Source organism: Niveispirillum sp. SYP-B3756 (genome assembly GCF_009495745.1).
GTDB lineage: Bacteria > Pseudomonadota > Alphaproteobacteria > Azospirillales > Azospirillaceae > Niveispirillum.
Window position 1 is genome coordinate 164,426 of sequence record NZ_WIDQ01000006.1, and the last position, 21,896, is coordinate 186,321.

A 21,896-nucleotide genomic window follows, 5' to 3' on the forward strand; every position below is an offset into this window, starting at 1 on the left:
GCTGGATCAGCCGGCCAGAAGGGCGGCGACGGCGGCGCGGTCAAACCCGTGCAGCCCGATGGCCACCAGCTTGCCCTGCCGTTCCTCAAACTTGTCCCACAGCCGGTCATAATATTGGTTCACCCGGCCTCCCACCGCCTGCACGGCCAGCCGCATCGGCTTGCCGATAACGGCGACATGGCCCTTCACCCGCAGAATGCCATGGTCACGGGCCAACGCCTCGATCCGGGCGGTCAGGGCGGCGGCATCGGCCACTGGCGGCATGGGCACCACCACACTGTCGAAATCATCATGATCATGGTCTTCTTCCGCGTCATGATGGGTGCGACGGTTTTCAATATCCTGTTCTGTCGCCAGCCCCAGGCCCAGCAGCAGGTCGGGCGACACGCGGCCTTCCACGGCGGGGATGATGCCGACGCCGCGCGGCAGCGCGCGTTCCACGGCGGCGCGGGCGCGGGCCTGTCCCGCCGCGTCCAGCAGATCATCCTTGGTCAGCACCACCAGATCGGCACAGGCAATCTGATCGCCGAACACTTCTTCCAGCGGGTTGTCATGGTCCAGCGCCGGATCGGCGGCGCGCTGGCTTTCCAGGGCGGCCAGATCGCCGGCAACCTGACCATCGGCCAGGGCGGCACCATCCACCACGGCTACCACGGCATCCACCGTCACCCTTCCCTTGATCGCCGGCCAGTTGAAGGCCTGCACCAGCGGTTTGGGCAGGGCCAGACCGCTGGTTTCAATCAGGATATGCTCGACCGCCGGCTGGCGGGCCAGCAGCACATCCAGCGTGGGCGCAAAATCATCGGCCACGGTGCAGCACAGGCAGCCATTGGCCAGTTCGACGATATTTTCATCCGGGCAGGATTCGTCACCGCAACCCTTCAACAGCGTGCCATCCACGCCGACATCGCCGAATTCATTGACGATCACCGCCAGCCGCCGCCCGCCGGCATTGCCCAGCAGGTGGCGGACCAGGGTGGTTTTGCCGGCACCCAGAAAGCCGGTGATGATGGTGCAGGGCACCTTGTTGAGATTGCTCATGGTTTTGGACTTTCAGCCGGCGGCGATGGGGGCGGGGAAGGCGGGCAGGCGGGCGATCAGCCCTTTTTTCAGGGCCGGCGGGCGGGTGCGCCAGGGCAGCAACCCATCCTGCGCCTCCGCCAGCAGCCGGGCGGCGGCCAGCAGGTCGGCGGGGCCGCTGGCGGGGTCAATCTCCCCGAACAGATATTGCCAGCGCCCGGCACATTGCAGCGCGGCAGAGGGGCCACGGTTGCAGTTGCCCAGGCAATCCACCACCTGCACCGCCACATCATCGGGCTGGCTGTCGCACAGGCCGCGCGCCAGCACGGCCCCCGGCCGCTGGTCGGGGGCCAAGTCCGGCGGCGCATCGGGCCCCCGGCAGGAACGGCAGACGGACACCACGGGCCGAACCGGCCCCGCATCCGCCGCAATGATCATCTGGTCGGTCATTTTCCCCGTATCCGGCCGTTCTTTCCAGGGATGCCGGACAGGGAAGCACCGCGATCAAGGCGGCTCCATCGGCGCAGGCAGAAAGCTGGCCGACCGGCACCGGGGCACCCCGCCCGAAACCGTCCCTGACGCGCGGCAGGTCTCCTGGCTCATGGGTCATCACCTGTTCCGCCTTCCCGGTTCTTGAAAGAACCAGTGGCCTGGATGGAACAGGCTCGCCACACACAGTTGCGGGGGCAGCCACGGTCGCCAATGTGCCCGTCCCGCTTATCGGATTGGGCAAAACATCAGGTCCGTGTTCCCTTTTAACGCCGACCGGGTTGCTCAGGCCCGGCCGGCGACCGGCGCAATGGGCAATAGACCGATGGCGGAGGCGCTTGTCAATCATCCCGACTTGGCCCCATAGTGCCAGCGCATTCCATCGGTTGCCGGTTTCAATACCGGCATGAAAAGGGAACGCGGTCGGCCGGACCCCATCCGGCCAGAAGCCGCGGCTGCCCCCGCAACTGTGTGCGGCGAGCGTTCGGTCCATTCAGGCCACTGGTTTTCATGCTTGAAAACCGGGAAGGCGGACCCGACGCGCCATCAGCCGCAAGCCAGGAGACCTGCCGCTGGAACCATAGCCGTAACCGTCCTCGGAGGGAGGACGCAGAGGAGGAAGTATGTCGTTTCAATTCCGCCGCGCCGCTGGCTGCGGTGTCGCCCTGACGGCCAGCCTGATCGCCACGCTGCCGGCCCATGCCCATCACATGATGGATGGCAAGCTGCCGGCCACCTTCATGCAGGGGCTGCTGTCTGGCCTGGGCCATCCGGTGATTGGGCTGGACCATCTGGCCTTCACCCTGGCCGCCGGTCTGGCCGTGGCCGCCGCCGGCCTGCCGCTGCTGCTGCCGGTGCTGTTTGTTGCGGTTTCCTGCATCGGGGTGGGGCTGCATGTGGCGGGTGTCAACCTGCCGGCATCCGAACTGCTGGTGGCGCTGTCGGTGCTGACGGCCGGCAGTGTGATTGCCAGCGGGCGTAAGCTGCCGGTCGCATTCTGGGCCGCCCTATTCGCCTTTGCCGGCCTGTTCCATGGCTATGCCTATGGCGAGTCGATCTATGGTGCGGAGGCGACGCCGATTGCGTCATATCTGCTGGGTCTGGCGGTCATCCAGTCCGTCATTGCCGTGGGTGCGGCGCTGGCCCTGCGCAACCGCGCCTGGATCGCCGGCCTGTTCCCGCGTTTGGCGGGCGGTTTGGTGGCCCTGGTCGGGCTGGCGGTGCTGGCGACGCAGGTTTGAGAAGCCTGATCTACATTTACCGTCACTCCGGCGCAGGCCCATAGCGCTAAGATTGGGCTTCGCACCTTCCCCGCCTCCCCCGCGAAAGCGGGGGGCCAGGGGCCGCCTGCACCGATGTGTAGTTCCCGTGGCCCCTGGATCCCCGCTTTCGCGGGGAAAGCACTTCGGTGCGAGAGGTTAACTTAGCGGCTATGGGCGCAGGCCGGGGGCCAGTTTTGTAGAGCGAAGCGCCTGTGGCCTCTGGACCCCGGCCTTTTCTGTCGCATTGTTTTGTTATGTTATAATATATAAATCGAAGTGAGTTTACCCACGGCAAGGCGGGAGAGCGGTGGCCATGGCCGATGCCCTGATCGAAATTGACAATCTGCGCCATTCCATTGGCGGGCGGGATATCCTGTCTGTTCCGGCGCTGCATCTGGCCAAGGGGCAGCATGGCCTGCTGCTGGGCCCCAGCGGCAGCGGCAAGACCACACTGCTGAACCTGCTGGCGGGGCTGTTGCCGGTGATGGCGGGCAGCTTCAAGCTGCTGGGCCAGGATATGCGCCAGTTGGGCCCCGCGGGGCTGGACCGGTTGCGGGCCCACCATATCGGCATCGTTTTCCAGCAACTCCATTTGATCGAGGCGGTTTCCATCGCTGATAATCTGCGGCTGGCCCAGACCCTGGCCGGTCATGCGGTGGATGAGGCGGTGATCAAGGAACTGCTCTCCCGCGTCGGGCTGGGCGACCGGGCCAAGGCCCGTCCGTCCGACCTGTCGCAGGGGGAACGCCAGCGGGTGGCGGTGGCCCGCGCCCTGGTCAACCGTCCGGCCCTGCTGCTGGCGGATGAACCGACCAGCGCGCTGGATGATGAGAATTGCGCCGCCGCCCTGGACCTGCTGTTGCAGCAGGCCGATCTGAGCGGTGCCACCTTGCTGATCGCCACGCATGACCAGCGGTTGACGGCGCGGGTGCCGGTGGCCCTGCGCCTGACCAAGCCGGAAGGGATGGCAGCATGAACATGCTCACCCTCAGCCTGGCCTATCTGCGCCAGCGGGCGCTGACCAGCCTGTTGAACCTGCTGCTGCTGGCCCTCGGCGTGGCCACCATCAGCTTTCTGTTGATGCTGGACCGGCGGATCGAGGATCGGCTGGCCCGCGATGTCGCCGGTTTCGACATGGTGGTGGGGGCCAAGGGCAGCCCGCTGCAATTGGTGATGTCCGCCCTGCTGCATATCGATACGCCGACGGGCAATGTGCCCCTGTCAGCGCTGGACACTCTGCGTGCCAACCGGCTGGTGCGGGAAGTGGTGCCGGTGGCGCTGGGCGATAATTACCAGGGCTATCGCATCGTCGGCACGGAACCCGCCTATATCAACCATTATGGCGGCAAGCTGGCCCAGGGCCAGCTCTTTGCCCAGCCGATGGAAGCCGTGCTGGGGGCTACAGCGGCGGCCACAGCCGGCCTGAAAATCGGCGACAGCTTTGCTGGCAGCCACGGCCTGACGGCCGGTGGGGAGGCGCATTCCTTCGCGCCTTACAAGGTGGTGGGCATCCTGGCCTCCACCGGCAGCGTGCTGGACCGGCTGGTGCTGACCCCGGTGGCCAGTGTGTGGGCCGTGCATGAACATCACCACCATCACCATGATGGCGATGATCATGACGAGGATGCAGATGGCGACCATGACCATGATCACGACCATGCCATGGCCGGTGCGGATCATGACCGCGACACAAAGGAAGAGGCAGGCCACGAGCCGCACCGGGAGGTGACGGCCCTGCTGGTGCGCTATGCCACGCCGCTGGCCGCCGCCCGTCTGCCGAGGGAGATCAATACCGGCACCGACATGCAGGCGGCCAGCCCGGCGACAGAGATGCTGCGGCTGCGCTCCCTGCTGGGGATCGGGGTGGATACGATGAAGCTGTTCGGTGGCGTGCTGGTGCTGGCGGCCGCCCTTGGCACCTTCATCGCCCTTGCCAATTCGTTGCAGGAACGCCGATATGATCTGGCGATCATGCGCACGCTGGGGGCCACCCGGTCGCGCATCCTGGGTCAGATATTGACAGAGGCGTTGCTGGTCGGCGGGGCAGGGGCTTTACTGGGCTTCGGTCTTGCCCATCTGGGGATGGTGCTGATGGGCCGCTTCTCCGCCCAGGCGCGTGACCTGGGGCTGGCTGTGCCGTCGATGGGGCTGGTGGATCTCTGGCCGCTGGCTTTGGCGCTGGGCACGGCGCTGCTGGCGGCCTTGCTGCCGGCGATCCGGGCCTATCGCGGGGATGTGGCGCGCATGTTGGCGCAACGCTGAGGGAGTGTGCGGGTTATGGCTGGATGCAAGCGTTGGGCGGGGTTGGCCCTGGGCGGGTTGTTGATGCTGGCCGCTGCCGGCACGGCATCCGCCTTCAAAGAGGTGAAAGACCCCAATCTGGCCGCTAAGGTGAATGATGCCAACCAGCCGGGGGCCATCCCCCGCGCCACGCTGGGTTGGGACCGCATCGCCAATGTGCGGGAGGTGGATAAGATCATCAAACAGGTCTCCCGCCCTGTCGCCCTGTTCGGCAAGGAGGTGGCGGCCCTGGATGGCAAGCCCTTCACCGTGGCAGGATTCTTCCTGCCGCTGGATACGGCGGACAAAAGCCGCAAATTCTTGTTATCGTCGTTGGCGCCGTCTTGTCCCTTCTGCCCGCCGCCGGGCCCGGCTGATCTGATCCAGGTGGATGCCACCGATGCGGTGCCGGCCACCCTGGAGCAGATCAAGCTGGAAGGCACCCTGCGCCTGTCGGCAGAGGATGAGAATGGCATCTATTACCATCTGGAGAATGCCCGTGTCGTGCCCACGTCCTGACCGTTTGTCCCTGCTGGCCGGTGCCGCCCTGATCCTGGCTCTGGCGGCTGGCACGGCGCTGCCGGTGGCAGCGCAGGAAATGGGCTGCGGCAAGATGTATGAGAATATGGATTGCGGGATGCCCGACCTGGAGGCCGCCGCCAGACGGGTGCAGGAGGCGGAAGCCGCTGCCAAAAAGGCGGAGGAAGCGGCCGCCGCCGCTGCTGCCAACCCGCAGACCAAGCCGGGGGAGTTGCGCCAGCGCGCCATGGAACTCTACCGCGCCCGTATGGCGACGCAGAGCGCCGGGCTACAATGCTGCCACCCCAACCCGGACGGCACCTTTTACTGTCATTGACGCCTCACCGCGCTTCTTCCCATGGTGGCGGTGAGGCTTCTGACGGCAGGTTCAGGCAGAATAGCAGCCGGGTGATCCCGGTGCCGGCGATGGGGGGAGAGCGGTGGACGATGCCGCAATCATCCGCCGCACAGGCGCCCTTGAACAGGGCCACCGTGCCCGGTGCCAGCTCTTCCAGCGGACCCCGATAGGCGCGCTGCGCCGTCATGGCCCAGGCACTGTGGCTGGGCGGCACGATCTGGGTCTGCGGGCCGCGATATGTCGCCAGCAGGCGCAGGCGCACATGGTCGCGGTGGAATTTCCAGCAGGCATTATGCGCCAGCTTGTCCAGCCTGATATCCACCCGGTCGGTCTGGGCAATGGCGGCGAAACGCTGCGTCAGGTTCAGCATGTCCGCCAACAGGGCCTGGGTCAGCGGCGCATCGCCGAGCGGGCTTTCGCCCAGCAGCCGGGTCAGGGCGGCGGGCGCATCTTCCCGCCGCACCAGCACCCGCCCGCTGGGCAGCCGGCTGGCCGGCAGGGCGGCAAGGCAGCGCATCAGGTCAGGCATCGGTCGTTCCCACAGGGTCAGGGCCGTATCGGCATGGTGCACGCAGGCCAGCACCGCCGGATCAGCGCCGCGCACCACGCCGCCGCCATGGGCAAGGGCGCCAGCGGCGGCGGTAGGCAGGGGAAGCGACAGCGCCATCATGCCTCCCCCGTCCGCTTCCAGCGCGGGAACGGGTCCGGCAGCTTGCGCCAGGTGGCCAGATCCAGTTCGGTTGCCCCTTCATCCCCGATCAGGCAGGCATCCAACTGGCGGCGGATATCCGCTTCATCCATGCCGGTGCCGATGAAGACAATCTCCTGCCGCCGGTCACCATAGACCGGATGCCAGTTGCGGGTGATGGAACGGCGATAGTGCGGATCGTCCGGCCAGCGTTCCTTCGGCACCGATGCCCACCAGAAGCCCATCGCTTCATGCTGAACCAGGGCACCGGCCTGTCCCAGTTCGCCCACCCATTCCGGCCTTGTTGCCAACCAGAAATGACCCTTGGAACGCAACACGCCGGCCCATTCCCGCTGAACGAAATTGAAAAATTTCTGCGGGTGGAAGGGGCGGCGGGCACGATAGACAAAGCTGGAAATGCCATATTCCAGCGTTTCCGGCTGATGCTCCCGGAACCCGTACAGTTCCTTGAACCAGAGCGGATGTTCCTGGGCCTTTTCGTAATCGAAACGACCTGAATTGAGGATATGGGGAAGGGGTACCCGCCCGCGTGATGTTTCCAGCAATACGGCATCCGGGTTCAGGGCGCGAATGATCTTGCGGGCAAGGTCCAATTGTTCGGGGGTGGCCGTGTCGATCTTGTTCAGCACGATCACGTCGGCAAACTCAATCTGATCAACCAGCAGGTTGACCAGGGCGCGGCCATCCTCCTCCCCCAGCGACTGGCCCCGGTCGCGCAGAAAATCGGTGGAGGCATAGTCGCGCAGCAGGTTCACCGCATCGACCACCGTCACCATCGTATCCAGCCGCGCCACATCGGCCAGGCTGTCCCCCGCCTCGTCGCGGAAATCAAAGGTGGCGGCGACCGGCAGCGGTTCGGAAATGCCCGTGCTTTCAATCAGCAGATAATCGAACCGCCGTTCCGCCGCCAGCCGCCGAACCTCCAGCAGCAGATCATCGCGCAGGGTGCAGCAGATGCAGCCATTGCTCATCTCCACCAGCTTTTCCTGCGTGTGGGAGAGGTTGCCGCCATCGCGCACCAGATCGGCGTCGATATTCACCTCGCCCATGTCATTGACGATGACGGCGACGCGCAAACCCTCGCGGTTATTGAGAACATGATTCAGCAGACTGGTTTTACCGGCGCCGAGAAAGCCGGAAAGCACGGTGACGGGCAGGCGCGTGTCCATGGGGGTATCCAGATCAAAGCAAAATATCTTGTCTATGTTATAACGTAACGTATCTTATGCACGCAATATCTCTCCAGTGGATCGACTGATGGCACCCAACGACAATATTCATGGCGCGCGCAACTGGCGGGTGGCCCGCGTGGTCGTGGCCCACCGCGCTTTTCATGAGGGTTTTACCGAGGTGATGCGCGGTTTGCCGCTGGATTATCGCCGGCTGGATGTGATGACGGAGATGGATCAGCACCGTTATGAAAATGGGCGGGAGGTGGCGCTGGAATGGCTCAGCACCAGCCGCACGGCGCTACGGTGGTCCAGCCGGGACCGCATCCCCCGCGCCTTGCGGGATTTCATCACCGGCCGGGCGTTGCAGCGGGCCGCCCAACTGCCCCGGACGGACCCTTGCAGGGGATAAAGCCAAGGGTCACGATTCCCGATCAAAGGCATGGCAATGGTGGGTTATTTTCAGGCGGGCTGTACAGCGACGGCTGCCGGCCTGTCCTTGATGGGAAAATGCAGGGCTGCCGCCATGATACCCGACAGGGCGGTGGCGACCCAGATCAGGTCGTAGGAGCCGGTCAGGTCGAACACAACACCCCCAGCCCACACCCCGATGAAAGAGCCGACCTGATGGCTCATGAAACAGATGCCGAACAGGGTGCCCAGATGGCGGACCCCGAAGAAACGGGCGATCAGCCCGCTGGTCAGTGGCACTGTCCCCAACCAGGCCATGCCCATGATGGCGGCAAAGAGCATCACTGACCATTCCGTCTTGGGCAGCGCCACGAAAAGGGCAATAGCAGCCCCGCGCAGCAGATAAAGCCAGCCCAGCACGTGATGCTGGCGGAAATGACCGCCCAGCCAGCCGCAAATCCAGCTTCCCGCCATGTTGAACAGACCAATCAGCGCCAGGGCCGTGGCGCTGAGCCCGGCCGGCATATGGCAGAGCTGCAGATAGCCGGGCAGGTGGGTGCCGATGAAGGCAAGCTGAAAACCACAGGTGAAGAAGCCCAGTGTCAACAGGCGGTATCCCGGATGATTCCAGGCAGACAAAAGCGCTTGCCGCATCGGCAGCACCGGTGTCGCGTCGATATTCTCGACGGCAGCTTCCGCCCGGCGGCGTCCATCCAGCAACAGCCCCAGCGGGGCCACCGCCAGCACCACCGCCACCAGGGCCAGCAGACCGGCCTGCATCCCCCAACCGGCCTGAACCGATTGTGCCAGGGGCACCATCAATACCTGCCCCAACGAACCACCGGCACTGACGATCCCCATGGCCATGCTGCGCTGTTCGGGCAGGGCGCGCTTGCCCACAGCCGTCATCACCACACCAAAGCTGGTGCAACTGATGCCGAACCCCACCAGCAAGCCCATGCCCAGGATCAGGGGCAGGGCGCCGGAGAACAGGGCCGTCATGCCCAACCCCAGGGCAAGTGCCAGCGCACCAACAGCAATCACCGGTGCGGCACCGAACCGGTCGGCGAAGGCACCGGCAAAAGGTTGGGAAAAACCCCAGGTCAGGTTATGCAGCGCCACCGCGAAGGCGACCAGGGTGAGAGGGACGGCATGTTCCTGAGAGATCGGGGCCAGGAACAGCCCAAAGGTCTGACGCGACCCCAAGGCGGCGCTGATGACAAGCGCCCCCGCCAGGATAAGGAGAAACAATGTCCCGTCCCGCCTTGTCCCTGTCTGCACCTTGCCCCTCCATTCTGCTGTCAGGCTCAGCATAGGATGACGGTAACGGGCAGACAAAGGCCAAGACCGGCCAACAAACCTGAGAAAAACTCATTCTTGCTGGCCGGCTTGGCGCCACAGGTCAGGGCGTGATGGCGACCTTCAGCACCCCATCGCGCTGGTGGGAGAACAGATCATAAGCGGCTTCGATATCATCCAGCTTGAAGCGGTGGGTCACCAGGGCCGAAAGATCGGCCCGGCCTGAGGCGATTACCCCCATCAACCGGCGCATCCGTTCCTTGCCGCCGGGGCACAGGCTGGTGACAATGCGATTATCTCCCAGGCCGGCGGAAAAGGCGCTGAGCGGAATGCGCAGGTCGGTGGAATAGACGCCCAGGCTGGACAAGGTACCACCAGGACGGATGACGCGCAGCCCGGCCTCGAACGTGCCCTGGGTGCCCAGCGCCTCGATGGCGGCATCCACCCCGCGCCCGTCCGTCAGGGCCATGATCTGTTCAACCGGATCGCCTGCCCGGAAATCGACCACCTCATCGGCGCCCAGTTTACGGGCAATGGCCAACCGTTCCGGCACCGTATCGACACCGATGATTCGGGTGGCCCCCATCAGCTTGGCCCCGGCCACGGCGCAAAGCCCGATGGGGCCCAAGGCGAACACCGCCACGGTGTCACCGATGCGGATACCGGCACTTTCAGCGCCGGAAAAGCCAGTCGACATGATGTCCGGGCACATCAGCACCTGTTCATCGCTCAAATGATCGGGCACCGGGCTGAGATTGACCATGGCATCCGGCACCAGCACATATTCCGCCTGGGTGCCATCAATCGTGTTGCCAAAGCGCCAGCCGCCCATCGGTTTGAAGCCATGGCGGGTGCCGGCCCCATCCTGGGAATGGCACCCGCAGAGGCAGGCATAGGAATGGCCGCTGGGGGTGATGGCACCGGCCACGACCCGCTGTCCCTCCTGGTACCCGGTGACGGCAGAACCCAGCTTCTCGATGATGCCCACCGGCTCATGCCCGATGGTCAGGCCACGGGCGACCGGATATTCGCCCTTCAGGATATGGACGTCGGTGCCGCAGATGGTGGTGGTGGTAATGCGGATCAACGCATCCAATGGCCCGACATCGGGGATCGGCTTGTCCTCCAGCACGATACGGCCGGGTTCAACAAAAATGGCTGCCTTCATTTTCGCTGGCATGGCACGCTTCCTTCCTTATTGTGATGCGTGACAATGCCATCATGGGCAGGGCCGGGCCTTGACCTTGATCAAGGAAGAAGCCGATTTGGAAACAAGCGGAGAACGCAACGTCTGTTCTGTGTTGCAGATGCCATCCACCTGTCCCGGTTCTTTACAACCAGCCCAGCAGGCTGAACCAGAGGTAATCCAGCGGCAGCAGGATCAGATAGGTGCCCAGGGCCACGGCCAGACAGAGCTTGATCCCCTGCCGGGCCGTCACCTGTGCCATCCCCATCGCCACCGCGATGGGGGATGCCTGATAGGGTAGTAACGGCGTGGCATAGCCAATGACCTGGATCATCAACAGGCCCATCAGGGAAAAGCCGGTGGCCCCCGCCAACTGGCTGGCCAAGGGGGTGAAGATGGCAGGCACACCATTGGCCGTGACGGCAAAATTCAAGGCTCCGACCAGCCCGGCGACGGCGGCGAAATTGCCGGCCGGTGCGCCTTCATCCAGCGGCAGCAGGCGCACCAACCCATTGCCGATCAGGGCGCCCAGCCCGGTATGGCTGACGACGGCCGCCAAACCCAGAATGCCGGCAATGTAAAGGCAGGTGCGGAAATTGACGCCGCTGGCAAAATCCTCCCCGCTGAGAAAGCCGATCCGGGGCAAGAGACACAGACAAGCCGATGCCAGACCGATCCAGGCGGGCGAGATCCCGTGCAGCGTGTCGGTCATCCATAAGGCCAATGTCACCAGTAGCAACAGGCCCAGGCGTCGTTCCGCCGGGCTGAGCGGGGACGATGCCTGATCATCCGCTATTGGCTGCGGCATGGCCGGGAACAGGTGGCGGATGCAGGCGATCAGCAACAGCCCCTTCAGGATGCCCAGCACCGGCCCATGTAGCAGCAGATAAGGCAGATAGGCCAGATGCACGCCATATGTTGCCTCTGCCGTACCCGCCATCACCAGATTGGGCACATTGGCGGGCAGGATGCTGGCGGAAAGCTGAAAGGTGCCGAACCCCACCGCCAGGGCCAGCCCCGCCCGCCCGGCGCTGCCTGGCCGCAAACCGGCCCGGTCGGCCATGGCCATGATGATCGGCATCAACAGGGCAATCCGCCCCATATTGGACGGCATGACGAAGGCCAGCGCATAGGTCATGCCCACCACGCCCGCTACCATGCGTAACCATGAACCGGTCAGGTGCCGGGAAAGCCAGCGGGCCGCCCGATCCGCCAGCCCCACCTTGCGGATGGCCGCGCCCAGCACGAAGCCGCTTAGAATCAGCCAGAAGGCGGCAGAGGCGAAGCCGGAAAAAATCACCCCCGGCGGGGCCACGGCCAGGATGGTGGCCCCGGCGAAGAACAGAAGGGCGGTCAGATATTCCGGCAGACGCGCCGTCGCCCATAGCGCGACCGTCACGGTGACCAGGGCGGTGGGGAGCAGCAGCACGGTTTGCATGGGCCTTCCATCCTTCGTTCCCAGGCAAATTATCTGAATTATCGAATGTATTCTCTCGCAAAAGAACACGGAATGTGATGCGTCAGCCTGATCTGGACGATCTCAACCTGTCGCTGGGCGGTGGACATATCACGCTGGTCCTGCCGGTCATGCTCCCCCGCCCCATGCCTGCGCTCCGTCAGATGCCCAGGTGTGAAAGGAATCCTTGGGTAATTTTAAGAAAATCAACAGGTTATTTTTGATGGGATGCGGGGTTCTGCCAGCGTTTGGCTATAGCGGGAGCCATAGGACATGATTTTTGATCTTCACGCTTTACCCCCGCCACTGGAGCGTGAATCCGCTCGCTGAACAAGGAGTTAGAGCCGGGTGCGTTTCCGGTTAAACGCACCCGGCTCTAAAACTCGCCCTCCAGGGGGCGTGAACCATGCCCCCTGGAATGATATGTCATGGCGACAATGGTTGATGGCCGCTCCTTTCGGGCCTGTATATTAGAAGAAGCCTTTGGCATTCTTCGGATCTTTGAGCACCTTGTTGTAATTGATGAAGCCGGCGGCGACGGCTTCCAGCTCATCATCCGACAATTCGGCATCGGCCAGCTTTGCCAGTTCCGCTTCCAGGCTGTCGCCTAGGGCGGCGGCATCCACACTGATGCCCTTGGCGGCGGCCACACCCAGCAGTTCGCTGGCGAGCGCGTCCTTTTCCTTGATGGCGGACAGGCGGTCCACCAGTGCCGGATCGGCAAAAATGGCATCGCGCAGAGCGGACAGGTTGGGCGACAGGGGCTGGGTCTGGGTCATGATTTCTCTCCGGTTTTATCAAAGGGCAGGGACGCCATTCCGACACCCCACCTTTATCCTTTCCGACCGCCCCCTGCATCCGGGCCACAGTTTGCGCGGGCGGCGCGATACTCTGCCATTCATCCCCCGCCTGCCCCCTTGCCGCCCTGATCCGAAGCGGGCACCCTGGGGGCCGATCAGAGGGGCCGCAGAGGCCCGCAAAGGGGAAGCGACCATGGACAGCACAAATGCCTGCACCTGGCAGGAACGCGCCGCCCGGCTGCAATTCCGCAACCAAGCCTTCATCGGCGGCCGCTTTGTCGATGCGCTCAGCGGCAGGCGTTTCGATTGCATCACCCCGCGTGATGGCTCGGTGCTGACGCAGGTAGCCGAATGTGATGCGGCCGATGTGGATGCGGCGGTGGCCGCCGCCCGCAAGGCCTTCGAATCCGGTGTCTGGCGCGATGCCCATCCCCGCCAGCGCCGCACGGTACTGCTGAAACTGGCCCGGTTGATGGAGGAGAATGCCGACGAGCTGGCCCTGTTGGAAACGCTGGATATGGGCAAGCCCATTTCCGACAGCCGCAAGATCGACATTCCCCTGTCTATCCGCTGTGTCGAATATTACGCAGAAGCCATCGACAAGATTTATGATCAGGTCGGCCCCAGCGGCGGCGATGCCATGTCGCTGATCCTGCGGGAACCGCTGGGCGTCATCGGCGTGGTGGTGCCGTGGAACTTCCCGCTGATGATGGCGGTGTGGAAGCTGGCCCCGGCACTGGCCACCGGCAATTCCGTGGTGCTGAAACCGGCCGAACAATCGCCGCTGACGGCCCTGTTCCTGGCCGAACTGGCGGTGCAGGCGGGCTTGCCGGCGGGCGTGCTGAATGTGGTGCCCGGTTTCGGGGAGACGGCGGGGCAGGCCATCGGCCGGCATATGGATGTGGATATGCTGGCCTTCACCGGTTCCACCGAGGTTGGCAAATATTTCATGCGCTATTCCGGGGAAAGCAACCTGAAGCGCGTGTCGCTGGAATGCGGCGGCAAAAGCCCCCACATCATTCTGCCCGACGCGCCGGACCTGGACCGCGCGGCGCGCGAAGCCGTGGGCGGCATCTTTTTCAATCAGGGGGAGGTCTGCACCGCCGGTTCCCGCCTGCTGGTGCATGAGAGCATCAAGGATGAGTTTCTGGAGCGGGTCACCCACTATGCCGCCCGCTGGACCCCCGGTGATCCGCTGGACCCGAAAAGCACGATGGGCGCCATGGTGGATGACCGCCAGCACGCCCGCGTGCTGGATTATATCGCCAAAGGCATGGCCGAAGGGGCGTCCCTGCGACTGGGCGGCGGTGCGGCGCGCACGGAAACGGGCGGGTTCTATATCGAACCCACCCTGTTTGATGGCGTCACCAACCAGATGACCATCGCGCGGGAGGAGATTTTTGGCCCCGTGCTCTCCACCATCAGTTTTTCCAGCGTGGAGGAAGCGTTCCGCATCGCCAATGACACGATCTATGGTCTGGCGGCGGCGGTGTGGACGCGTGACCTGTCCACCGCCATGAAGGCTGCCCGTGCCATCCGGGCTGGCAGCGTTTGGATCAACTGCTATGATGGCGGGGATATCACCACGCCGTTTGGTGGCTTCAAACAATCCGGATTCGGCCGCGACCGCAGCCTGCACGCGCTGGAAAAATATACTGACCTGAAAAGTGTGTGGATTGACCTGTCATAAGATTATACCAATGATCATGGTTGCCCCCGGTGCTCAACACAGCTTGTTGGTGTGGAGGCCCCCCTCGGGATCGGTATAATATCAGTGGCTTGAAAGAGTGACCGGCGGTCACTCTTTCAAGCCACTCAATCGCCAGCGCCCACATCCGTGGGCTCGATCGACTGCCGCACGGGCGGTGCGGCGGCAGTCGACCCCGTACCATCGGTCGAGAATTTTGACCGATGGTATAACTGAGGCTGACGAGGACTTTTCGGCTTGCTCAACAGGCCCTTGACGCCGGATGTAATATTCGGCAAAAATTAAATTTACGCTTAGCTGTTTCAAAATGGGGGGTATCGTGACCCATGATTTTTCTTACTCAGAAAAAAGCACGAACGATCGGTTTAATTTGTGGTCGGCGCTGCCCCATCTGCCGGATTGGCTGATGCCGCCCACGCGGGCGGAGCGGGCGGCAGATCTTTATCTGGTGCCTGAACGGCATGTCGCCCCGCCGGCCCTGCCGGAACCAGCGGGTGGGATGGTACTGGCCGTACCGGGCTTTGCGCCGCATCTCAATGCGCGCTTCTGGGGGGCGGAACGGCAGGCTGCCCCCCTGGTCCTGCTGGCCCATGATTGGGAGGGGCAGATACAGGATATGATGCTGCTGATCTCTGCCCTGACGGAGGCTGGCGCGCGGGTGGTTGCCTTCGACGCGCCGGCCCATGGGCGCAGTGGCGGCGATGTCTGCCATGTGCTGGCCATGGCCGCCGCTGTTTTGGCCGTGGCCAAGGCGTTGGGGGCACCTGTTGATCTGGCTATCGGCCACGGGCTGGGGGCCAGCGCCATGGTTGCCGCCATGGCTGATGGCTTTCAGCCCGGCCGCGCCGCCCTGCTGGCCCCGATGGCGGATGTGCGCTGGCCAGTGCAACAGATTGCCCAGGTTCTCGCCCTGACAGAGGCGGAACAGGCCGCGATGGAGCGGCGCATTGATCAGGCCTTGGGGCGGCCGCTGCATGGGCTGACCTTGCATCCGCCGGCGGGGGCCATGCCCGGCCTGCTGATCCATAGCAGTGATGACCGGGTGGCCCCTGTGGCTGATGCGTTGCATCTGGCAGCCTTCTGGCCGGGGATGCGGCGGCATCTGGTAGAGGGGTTGGGGCATCGTCGGCTGTTGGCGGATCGCGCGGTGGCCGATCTGCTCATCGGTTTCGCCTTTGACGGGCAGGGTGCCATCGACCGGCACGCCAATCTGGGCTAAGCTGTTTTTGATAAACAACAAATCAGGGAAAATGTCTGATGCCGTTCATGGTGACGCCACTTTATGCTGGCCTGTTGGGGATTGTGCTGCTGGTGCTCAGCTTTCTGGTCTCGCGCCAGCGGATGCGGCACAATGTGTCGGTCGGCGATGGCGGCGTGCCCGCCCTGATCGGGGCCATCCGTGCCCAGGGCAATTTCGTTGAATATGTGCCGCTGACGCTGATCCTGCTGACCTTGCTGGAACTGACGCATCATTCCCTCTATCTGCTGCATGGGCTGGGCATTGCCCTGGTACTGGGCCGGGTGCTGCACGCCTATGGCATCTCCACCCGGCCGGAGGGGCGCAGTTTCGGGCGGATGTGGGGAATTCTGCTGACCTGGATTCCCATGGTGGCCGCCTCTGTCCTGTTGATCATTGCGGCGGTTTATCACTTGCTGGCGGCTTGATCCGCGCGACTGCCGGCCACAATGTCGGGATCTGGATATCGGGGGAGGAAGCGCCATGCCGCTTGTCGTCATCACCGGGGCCAACCGCGGGATCGGGCTGGAACTGGCCCGCCAATATGTCGTCGACGGCTGGCAAGTGGTGGCCACCTGTCGGGATCTGACCAAATCCGGCGATCTGGCCGGGTTACCCGGTGTGGAGGTCCGGCCCCTCGCGGTGAATGCGGCGGAGTCCATCGCCGCCTTCGCCGCCGCGATGCGGGGTCGTGCCATTGATCTGCTGATCCATAATGCAGGCACCATGGGGCCGGACCCGGCCCGTCAGTCCAAGGATGAGATTGATGTGGCCGGCTGGCTGGAAACCATGCAGACCAATGCATTGGCACCCATCCTGCTGACCCTTGCCCTGAAGGACAATCTGCGGCCGGGGGCCAAGGTGGCGACGCTGTCCAGCCAACTGGCATCGCTGGCTGAGAATGTATCCGGCGGCCTTTATGCCTATCGCGCCGCCAAGGCGGCGGTGAATATGGGTATCCGCAGCCTGGCGGCCGATCTGGCCGATCAGGGGATCATCCTGCTGGCCCTGCATCCCGGTTGGGTACAGACCGATATGGGCGGACCGAAGGCACCGGTGCCGGTGGGGGACAGTGTGGCCGGGCTGCGGCGGGTGATCGCCACCGCCGGACCCGCCGATAATGGCAGCTTCATTGCCTTTGACGGGCGCCGCATTCCCTGGTGAACGGATGGGAGACCGGATGATGGACAAGACACCGATTGAGTTTTTTTTCGATTTTGCCTCCCCCTATGCCTATCTGGCGGCCTGCCGGGTGGATGCCGTGGCCGCCGATCTGGGCCGGGCCGTCCGCTGGCGGCCCATTCTGCTGGGGGCTGTGTTCAAGGTGACGGCGGGCCAGCCCAATCTGATGAAACCGCTGCAGGGCGATTATCTGCGCCATGATGTGCCGCGCTGTGCCCGCCGCTGGGGCATTGCCGTTGCCCATCCCTTGCCCATGCCCTTTGCCTCACTCGCCGCATCGCGCGGCTTCTATTGGCTGGAGGGGCAGGGCGGTGACGGGCATTTGCCGCCAGCCTTCGCCCGCGCCATTTTCAATGCGCATTGGGCGGAGGGGCGGGATATGGCGCTGCCGGAAAATGTGCTGGATGTTGCCGCCGGCATGGGCATTGACCGTGATGCATTCGAGCTAGGTATTGCTGATGCTGCCATCAAGGAGAAGTTGCGAGCCGAGACGGAGGCAGCCATTGCGCGCGGTGTCTTCGGCGCCCCCTTCTTCATGGTTGATGGCGAGCCCTTCTGGGGGGCGGACCGGCTGGACCAGATGGCGGAGTGGCTGCGTGCCGGCGGCTGGTGATCAGCCTCGGCCGAACAGCCCGTCAAACAGGGTGGCGGCATAGGTGGTGACCGCCTGTCCCGGCGGTTGCTTCGCCGCCCAGGGCGCCAGCTCATAGGCGGCGTTGACCATCGCCATGATGGACTGTGAGGCAACCAGCGGATCAACCGGGCGGATCGACCCTTCGATGATGCCGTCAATCACCATGCCGGCAAAACGCCGGGCCAGCCGGTTGGATTGCTTGATTACCTCATCGCGCAGCTCATTCGGCAGCGCCTGCAGCGCCACACTGCGCAACAGGGGGGCGCGGCGGCTGTCAAATTGCAGGTCCAGCAGGGTGGAGACGGCGGTGGCCAGCCGGTCGCGCTGGCTGACGCGGGGCAGGGCGATGGCCATGTCCTGTGCCTGTTTCACCACCGCAAAGCTGCGCTGGAAACAGGCATAGACCAGATCATCCTTGGCATCCAGATGGTGATAGAAGCTGCCCTTGGTCACATTCAATTCCGCCACGATCCGGTCAACCGAGGCCCCGCGATAGCCCCGCGCATTGATCAGCCGGGTGGCGGCGGCCAGAAAATCCCGCTTGCTGCCATCTTCCTCCAGCGCTGGCAGGGACAGGATCATTGGCGACCATGCCGCGCCTTCTGGTGCCAACCCCTGGGCGAACAGGTCCAGTAGGCGGTGCCGCACCCGGTCATGTTCCTCCGGCATATGCAACGGCAGCCAAGCCTGCACCCAGAAGAGTGTTTCCAGCAGCACATGGGTGCGCGCCGTGTTGGCCCAACGGGTGGCCTGCTGGCTGTTATCACCGAACAGGTCGCGCACGGTGCGGTAACTATCGTGATAAAGGTTCAACAGACGCTCGCGCCGCGGATCCTCCATGGCGCGCATGTCGGAGATGCGCGCCACCGCCGGTTCGTTCCCCTGCCGGATGGCGCGGTAAGAGGCAAAGAAACCGTCCACCAGTGCAGCGATCCGGGCACGGTGCCCGCCACCATGCCGGCCGGCACCGGCCACCAGGGTCCGGAACCGTTCCAGCGTGTCCTCAAAACAGGCTTCGGCCAGTTGATCTTTGCGTTTGAAATAATAGGTCACGCTGGTGGTGCTGAGCCCGACAAGGGCGGCCACCTCCCCCAACGTCATGCCGCGAATCCCCTGATCATAGATCAAGGCGGAAGCGGCAGCGATGATCAGGTCGCGCTTGTTGCGCTGGCGGCTGGCGGCGGTCAGATCAGACATGGATATGAAGCTAGCATGTCATCTTGGTGTCGTCATGGGGCCACGTACAGGTGCAAGATGATTTTTGTAAAACCAGTATGGCCAGATTATTTTGTTTGCCAATAGTCAAGTGACTAGGCAGAATTTTCAGTATCAAACAACCCGGAATTAAATATCGATGGTTGACAAAAATGGGGAGGTGGCGGCCCTTTCCCTGGCTGCCCTGCTGGAATCCGCAGTGTGGGAGGGGGCAAGTTTTTCTGTGGCGATCCCCAGCAGTTGGTCGCAGGGGCGCACCGCCTATGGCGGCCTGTCTGCGGCGCTGGCGCTGGAGGCGGCCCGACGGATCACAGCAGACCTGCCCCCCTTGCGCTCTGCCCAAATCGCCTTTATCGGGCCGTTGGGCGGCAAGGTGCAGGTATCGGCGACATTGCTGCGACGCGGACGCTCCAGCGCCTATATCCAGGCCGATGTGATGGGGGAGAATGGGCTGGGCCTGCGGGCGATCTTCCTGTTCATGGCTGCCCAATCCTCCAGCGTGGATGTCACCCGGCATCCGATACCGGATGTTCCGCCACCGGGGGCGAAGCCGTTGGAATTCCCGGTGGAACAACGCCCGGCCTTCACGGAGAATTTCGATTACCAGCCGGCGATTTTCTGGCAGGCTAGCGACGGCACGCCGCGCAGCGATTTTGCCTTCTGGGTCCGCCTGCGCGATGGGCGGGATATCGATCCCTCTGTCGGCCTGCTGGCGCTGGCCGATGCGCTGCCCCCGGCCGCCATGCCGCTGGCCCGCCGGCCGGGGCCGACCAGTTCCGCCAACTGGACGATCAATTTCATGCAGCATCCGCCTGTGACCACAGATGGCTGGTGGCTGTTGCGCTCCACCCTGCAGAATGCCGTCGATGGCAACAGCAGCCAGCAGATGGGCATCTGGAACCGCGATGGTTTACCGGTGGCCGCCGGTATGCAGCATGTGGCGCTGTTCTTTTAAGGGGAAGCAGACATGGCCCGTGAACCCACGCCCACTCGCGCGCATTACCGGCATTTCACGCCGCTGGGCACGCGCTGGATGGATAATGATGTCTATGGTCACGTCAATAACGTGACCTACTATTCCTATTTCGATACGGCGGTGAATGAATATCTCATCCGCGCCGGGGTGCTGGATATTCATGGGGGCGCGGTGATCGGGCTGGTGGTGGAAACCGGCTGCCGTTACTTCACCCCCGTTGCCTTTCCTGATCAGCTGGATATCGGCATCGCTGTGACCAAGCTGGGCAACAGCTCCGTGCGGTACGAGGTGGGGATTTTCCGGCAGGGGGTGGAGGAGGCCGCCGCCGCCGGCCATTTCATCCATGTCTATGTGGATCGGGAGAACCGGCGACCGACGCCGCTGCCGGCAGGTTTCCGCGCGGCATTGGAAAAATTGCTGGTCGGTGAATAAACCAGCTTAAACAAGCTGTTCGCCGACCTTGTGCGGAAAACCGTTGAGGAAGGCGGCGGCATCCACCGGGCCGCGACCGGGGCGTTGTACGCGCAACAGGCGCAACGCCCCTTCGCCACAGGCCAGCGTGCCGGTGCTGTCCAGCAGGGTGCCGGCTGCTGCCTTGCCGGCCACAGGCTCGGCGGACAGCACCTTCAGCTTTTCCCCGTTGGGCAAGTCGATCCAGCAGCCGGGCCAGGGGTTCAGGCCGCGGATTTGCCGATCCAGTTCAACGGCGGGGCGGGTCAGGTCCAGCCGGCCTTCATCCTTCACCAGCTTGGCGGCATAGGTCACGCCCTCTGCCGGCTGGGGTTCCGGTTTCAGGCTGCCATCGGCAATGCCGGGCAGGGCTTCCACCATCAGCCGGGCACCCATGGCGGCCAGCGCATCATGCAATTCGGATACAATCATGCGCGGGCCAATGGCGATGCTGTCCTTCAACAGCATGGCGCCGGTATCCAGCCCGGCATCCATCTGCATGATTGTCACGCCGGTTTCGGCATCGCCAGCCAGCAGGGCCCGGTGGATAGGGGCGGCCCCCCGCCAGCGCGGCAGCAGGCTGGCATGAACATTGATGCAACCCAGGCGCGGCGCATCCAGCACCACCTGCGGCAGGATCAGCCCATAGGCGGCGACAATGGCCGCATCCAACCCCAGTTCAGCGAATTCGCGCTGTGCATCGGCATTGCGCAGGCTTTTCGGCGTGCGCACAGGGATGCCCAACGCCTCTGCCCGGCGATGCACCGGCGATGCCTGCAACTGCTGACCACGTCCGGCGGGGCGGGGGGGCTGGCTATAGACACAGACCACCTGATGGCCGGCCTGCACCAGCGCATCCAGGATGCCAACCGAAAAATCCGGCGTGCCCATGAAGGCGAGGCGCAGCGACATGGCGGAATATCCAGGCAAAACGGGAAAGAAGCGGCCAGCGCGGATCAGCCGCGCTTTGCCTTGTTATACTTGCGCAGCACCATATTACGCTTCAGCGAAGAGAGGTGATCGATGAACAGCACACCGTTCAGGTGATCAATCTCATGCTGGATACAGGTGGCCAGCAGGCCATCGGCATCCATCTCCCGCACCTCCCCGGCGCGGTCGACATAGCGCACGCGGACCTGGGCGGGGCGGGTCACATCGGCATAGATTTCCGGGATGGAGAGGCAACCTTCCTGCGTCACTGCCAGCTCATCCGAGGTCCAGATCAGTTCCGGGTTGACCATGGCCAGCGGGTTCGGCTTTTCGTTCTTGTGGTCGGTGACATCGACCACGATGAGCCGTTCCAGAATACCCACCTGCGGGGCAGCCAGACCGATACCGGGCGCCTTGTACATGGTCTCCAGCATATTATCCATCAGGTCGGCGACACGACCGTCCACATTGTCCAGCGGCTTGCACTTGGCCTTCAGGCGGGTGTCGGGGATGGTGAGGATGGGCAGCAGAGACATTTCTTCTTCGGTCCGGCGGGCGGGGGTGGAACGCAGATGGCATTATTACATTGTGGGCAGATAGGCCCCA

The 21,896-nt window shown here is 63.8% G+C and carries 24 protein-coding genes and 2 riboswitches; of the genes, 13 read left to right on the forward strand and 11 right to left on the reverse strand.

The window, feature by feature from the left end; genetic code table 11:
- Positions 1-6: 6 nt before the first annotated feature.
- A complete protein-coding gene (gene cobW / locus GE253_RS14350; protein ID WP_153204806.1) occupies positions 7-1,041 on the reverse strand; it encodes a cobalamin biosynthesis protein CobW in 1,035 nt (344 codons plus the stop codon).
- A gap of 12 nt (positions 1,042-1,053) precedes the next feature.
- A complete protein-coding gene (locus GE253_RS14355) occupies positions 1,054-1,470 on the reverse strand; it encodes a DUF1636 domain-containing protein (RefSeq protein WP_153204807.1) in 417 nt (138 codons plus the stop codon).
- 116 nt (positions 1,471-1,586) lie between these two features.
- A riboswitch (cobalamin riboswitch) is annotated at positions 1,587-1,831 on the reverse strand.
- A gap of 44 nt (positions 1,832-1,875) precedes the next feature.
- Positions 1,876-2,098: riboswitch (cobalamin riboswitch) on the forward strand.
- A gap of 34 nt (positions 2,099-2,132) precedes the next feature.
- Between GE253_RS14355 and GE253_RS14360 the strand changes: the two genes are divergently transcribed.
- The 5 genes from GE253_RS14360 to GE253_RS14380 all read left to right on the forward strand — a co-directional run bounded on the left by GE253_RS14360 (position 2,133) and on the right by GE253_RS14380 (position 5,907).
- Complete coding sequence (locus GE253_RS14360) at positions 2,133-2,750, forward strand: HupE/UreJ family protein (RefSeq protein ID WP_153204808.1); 618 nt, start codon at positions 2,133-2,135, stop codon at positions 2,748-2,750.
- Between the two features lie 334 nt (positions 2,751-3,084).
- Positions 3,085-3,747 carry an ATP-binding cassette domain-containing protein gene (locus GE253_RS14365; RefSeq protein ID WP_089287164.1) on the forward strand — a complete coding sequence of 221 codons (663 nt, stop codon included), beginning with the start codon at positions 3,085-3,087 and terminating at the stop codon, positions 3,745-3,747.
- Entirely contained in the window at positions 3,744-5,033 is a 1,290-nt protein-coding gene (locus GE253_RS14370) for an ABC transporter permease (RefSeq protein ID WP_153204809.1), read from the forward strand. Before GE253_RS14365 ends, GE253_RS14370 begins: the two co-directional genes overlap by 4 nt.
- Positions 5,034-5,048: 15 nt before the next feature.
- A complete protein-coding gene (locus GE253_RS14375; protein WP_153204810.1) occupies positions 5,049-5,570 on the forward strand; it encodes a DUF3299 domain-containing protein in 522 nt (173 codons plus the stop codon).
- Complete coding sequence (locus GE253_RS14380) at positions 5,551-5,907, forward strand: hypothetical protein (protein ID WP_153204811.1); 357 nt, start codon at positions 5,551-5,553, stop codon at positions 5,905-5,907. The genes GE253_RS14375 and GE253_RS14380 overlap by 20 nt, the downstream gene beginning before the upstream one ends.
- Before the next feature lie 4 nt (positions 5,908-5,911).
- On the opposite strand, the gene GE253_RS14385 is transcribed toward GE253_RS14380, so the two are convergent.
- Together GE253_RS14385 and zigA are read right to left on the reverse strand one after the other, a co-directional pair.
- Positions 5,912-6,598: a DUF1826 domain-containing protein gene (locus tag GE253_RS14385; RefSeq protein WP_153204812.1), complete on the reverse strand. Its 687-nt coding sequence runs from the start codon at positions 6,596-6,598 to the stop codon at positions 5,912-5,914.
- The gene (gene zigA, locus GE253_RS14390; RefSeq protein WP_153204813.1) at positions 6,595-7,806 is read right to left on the reverse strand and encodes a zinc metallochaperone GTPase ZigA; all 1,212 of its coding nucleotides are present in this window, start codon (positions 7,804-7,806) and stop codon (positions 6,595-6,597) included. The genes GE253_RS14385 and zigA overlap by 4 nt, the downstream gene beginning before the upstream one ends.
- An 88-nt stretch (positions 7,807-7,894) precedes the next feature.
- Between zigA and GE253_RS14395 the strand changes: the two genes are divergently transcribed.
- The gene (locus GE253_RS14395; protein ID WP_153204814.1) at positions 7,895-8,218 is read left to right on the forward strand and encodes a hypothetical protein; all 324 of its coding nucleotides are present in this window, start codon (positions 7,895-7,897) and stop codon (positions 8,216-8,218) included.
- Between the two features lie 50 nt (positions 8,219-8,268).
- On the opposite strand, the gene GE253_RS14400 is transcribed toward GE253_RS14395, so the two are convergent.
- From GE253_RS14400 to GE253_RS14415, 4 genes are all read right to left on the reverse strand, one after another.
- The gene (locus tag GE253_RS14400; protein WP_247878663.1) at positions 8,269-9,468 is read right to left on the reverse strand and encodes an MFS transporter; all 1,200 of its coding nucleotides are present in this window, start codon (positions 9,466-9,468) and stop codon (positions 8,269-8,271) included.
- Positions 9,469-9,619: 151 nt separating this feature from the next.
- On the reverse strand, positions 9,620-10,696 hold the full coding sequence (locus GE253_RS14405) for an NAD(P)-dependent alcohol dehydrogenase (RefSeq protein ID WP_153204816.1): 1,077 nt from the start codon (positions 10,694-10,696) through the stop codon (positions 9,620-9,622).
- Between the two features lie 151 nt (positions 10,697-10,847).
- Entirely contained in the window at positions 10,848-12,140 is a 1,293-nt protein-coding gene (locus GE253_RS14410) for an SLC13 family permease (protein ID WP_153204817.1), read from the reverse strand.
- 488 nt (positions 12,141-12,628) lie between these two features.
- Positions 12,629-12,937, reverse strand: a complete 309-nt coding sequence (locus tag GE253_RS14415) for a hypothetical protein (protein ID WP_153204818.1) — start codon at positions 12,935-12,937, stop codon at positions 12,629-12,631.
- A 214-nt stretch (positions 12,938-13,151) separates the two neighbouring features.
- On the opposite strand from GE253_RS14415, the gene GE253_RS14420 reads away from it, so the two are divergent.
- From GE253_RS14420 to GE253_RS14440, 5 genes are all read left to right on the forward strand, one after another.
- Positions 13,152-14,648: an aldehyde dehydrogenase gene (locus GE253_RS14420; RefSeq protein ID WP_153204819.1), complete on the forward strand. Its 1,497-nt coding sequence runs from the start codon at positions 13,152-13,154 to the stop codon at positions 14,646-14,648.
- Between the two features lie 424 nt (positions 14,649-15,072).
- A complete protein-coding gene (locus GE253_RS14425) occupies positions 15,073-15,885 on the forward strand; it encodes an alpha/beta hydrolase (protein WP_153204820.1) in 813 nt (270 codons plus the stop codon).
- A 38-nt stretch (positions 15,886-15,923) separates the two neighbouring features.
- Positions 15,924-16,331, forward strand: a complete 408-nt coding sequence (locus GE253_RS14430) for an MAPEG family protein (RefSeq protein ID WP_211101465.1) — start codon at positions 15,924-15,926, stop codon at positions 16,329-16,331.
- Between the two features lie 55 nt (positions 16,332-16,386).
- The gene (locus tag GE253_RS14435; protein ID WP_153204821.1) at positions 16,387-17,067 is read left to right on the forward strand and encodes an SDR family oxidoreductase; all 681 of its coding nucleotides are present in this window, start codon (positions 16,387-16,389) and stop codon (positions 17,065-17,067) included.
- A gap of 16 nt (positions 17,068-17,083) precedes the next feature.
- On the forward strand, positions 17,084-17,698 hold the full coding sequence (locus tag GE253_RS14440; RefSeq protein WP_153204822.1) for a 2-hydroxychromene-2-carboxylate isomerase: 615 nt from the start codon (positions 17,084-17,086) through the stop codon (positions 17,696-17,698).
- On the opposite strand, the gene GE253_RS14445 is transcribed toward GE253_RS14440, so the two are convergent.
- Positions 17,699-18,916: a TetR family transcriptional regulator gene (locus GE253_RS14445; protein WP_153204823.1), complete on the reverse strand. Its 1,218-nt coding sequence runs from the start codon at positions 18,914-18,916 to the stop codon at positions 17,699-17,701.
- A 157-nt stretch (positions 18,917-19,073) separates the two neighbouring features.
- On the opposite strand from GE253_RS14445, the gene GE253_RS14450 reads away from it, so the two are divergent.
- Both GE253_RS14450 and GE253_RS14455 read left to right on the forward strand, forming a co-directional pair.
- The gene (locus GE253_RS14450) at positions 19,074-19,889 is read left to right on the forward strand and encodes a thioesterase family protein (protein ID WP_153204824.1); all 816 of its coding nucleotides are present in this window, start codon (positions 19,074-19,076) and stop codon (positions 19,887-19,889) included.
- 12 nt (positions 19,890-19,901) lie between these two features.
- On the forward strand, positions 19,902-20,342 hold the full coding sequence (locus tag GE253_RS14455) for a thioesterase family protein (RefSeq protein WP_153204825.1): 441 nt from the start codon (positions 19,902-19,904) through the stop codon (positions 20,340-20,342).
- A 6-nt stretch (positions 20,343-20,348) separates the two neighbouring features.
- On the opposite strand, the gene fmt is transcribed toward GE253_RS14455, so the two are convergent.
- Positions 20,349-21,272 (reverse strand): methionyl-tRNA formyltransferase, encoded by a 924-nt coding sequence (fmt, locus tag GE253_RS14460; protein ID WP_173012644.1) that lies wholly within the window; start codon positions 21,270-21,272, stop codon positions 20,349-20,351.
- A 44-nt stretch (positions 21,273-21,316) separates the two neighbouring features.
- A complete protein-coding gene (gene def / locus GE253_RS14465; RefSeq protein ID WP_089287078.1) occupies positions 21,317-21,826 on the reverse strand; it encodes a peptide deformylase in 510 nt (169 codons plus the stop codon).
- Positions 21,827-21,896: the final 70 nt, after the last annotated feature.

Bases quoted from the DNA above. Each gene is read 5' to 3' on its own strand.
- GE253_RS14365 (WP_089287164.1), top strand. From the start codon at position 3,085: ATGGCCGATGCCCTGATCGAAATTGACAATCTGCGCCATTCCATTGGC.
- GE253_RS14430 (WP_211101465.1), top strand. From the start codon at position 15,924: ATGCCGTTCATGGTGACGCCACTTTATGCTGGCCTGTTGGGGATTGTG.
- zigA (WP_153204813.1), bottom strand. From the start codon at position 7,806: ATGGACACGCGCCTGCCCGTCACCGTGCTTTCCGGCTTTCTCGGCGCC.
- GE253_RS14425 (WP_153204820.1), top strand. From the start codon at position 15,073: ATGCCGCCCACGCGGGCGGAGCGGGCGGCAGATCTTTATCTGGTGCCT.
- fmt (WP_173012644.1), bottom strand. From the start codon at position 21,272: ATGTCGCTGCGCCTCGCCTTCATGGGCACGCCGGATTTTTCGGTTGGC.
- GE253_RS14355 (WP_153204807.1), bottom strand. From the start codon at position 1,470: ATGACCGACCAGATGATCATTGCGGCGGATGCGGGGCCGGTTCGGCCC.
- GE253_RS14420 (WP_153204819.1), top strand. From the start codon at position 13,152: ATGGACAGCACAAATGCCTGCACCTGGCAGGAACGCGCCGCCCGGCTG.
- cobW (WP_153204806.1), bottom strand. From the start codon at position 1,041: ATGAGCAATCTCAACAAGGTGCCCTGCACCATCATCACCGGCTTTCTG.
- GE253_RS14410 (WP_153204817.1), bottom strand. From the start codon at position 12,140: ATGCAAACCGTGCTGCTGCTCCCCACCGCCCTGGTCACCGTGACGGTC.
- GE253_RS14435 (WP_153204821.1), top strand. From the start codon at position 16,387: ATGCCGCTTGTCGTCATCACCGGGGCCAACCGCGGGATCGGGCTGGAA.
- GE253_RS14415 (WP_153204818.1), bottom strand. From the start codon at position 12,937: ATGACCCAGACCCAGCCCCTGTCGCCCAACCTGTCCGCTCTGCGCGAT.
- GE253_RS14385 (WP_153204812.1), bottom strand. From the start codon at position 6,598: ATGATGGCGCTGTCGCTTCCCCTGCCTACCGCCGCCGCTGGCGCCCTT.
- GE253_RS14360 (WP_153204808.1), top strand. From the start codon at position 2,133: ATGTCGTTTCAATTCCGCCGCGCCGCTGGCTGCGGTGTCGCCCTGACG.
- GE253_RS14405 (WP_153204816.1), bottom strand. From the start codon at position 10,696: ATGCCAGCGAAAATGAAGGCAGCCATTTTTGTTGAACCCGGCCGTATC.
- def (WP_089287078.1), bottom strand. From the start codon at position 21,826: ATGTCTCTGCTGCCCATCCTCACCATCCCCGACACCCGCCTGAAGGCC.
- GE253_RS14445 (WP_153204823.1), bottom strand. From the start codon at position 18,916: ATGTCTGATCTGACCGCCGCCAGCCGCCAGCGCAACAAGCGCGACCTG.
- GE253_RS14370 (WP_153204809.1), top strand. From the start codon at position 3,744: ATGAACATGCTCACCCTCAGCCTGGCCTATCTGCGCCAGCGGGCGCTG.
- GE253_RS14375 (WP_153204810.1), top strand. From the start codon at position 5,049: ATGGCTGGATGCAAGCGTTGGGCGGGGTTGGCCCTGGGCGGGTTGTTG.
- GE253_RS14440 (WP_153204822.1), top strand. From the start codon at position 17,084: ATGATGGACAAGACACCGATTGAGTTTTTTTTCGATTTTGCCTCCCCC.
- GE253_RS14455 (WP_153204825.1), top strand. From the start codon at position 19,902: ATGGCCCGTGAACCCACGCCCACTCGCGCGCATTACCGGCATTTCACG.
- GE253_RS14450 (WP_153204824.1), top strand. From the start codon at position 19,074: ATGGTTGACAAAAATGGGGAGGTGGCGGCCCTTTCCCTGGCTGCCCTG.
- GE253_RS14395 (WP_153204814.1), top strand. From the start codon at position 7,895: ATGGCACCCAACGACAATATTCATGGCGCGCGCAACTGGCGGGTGGCC.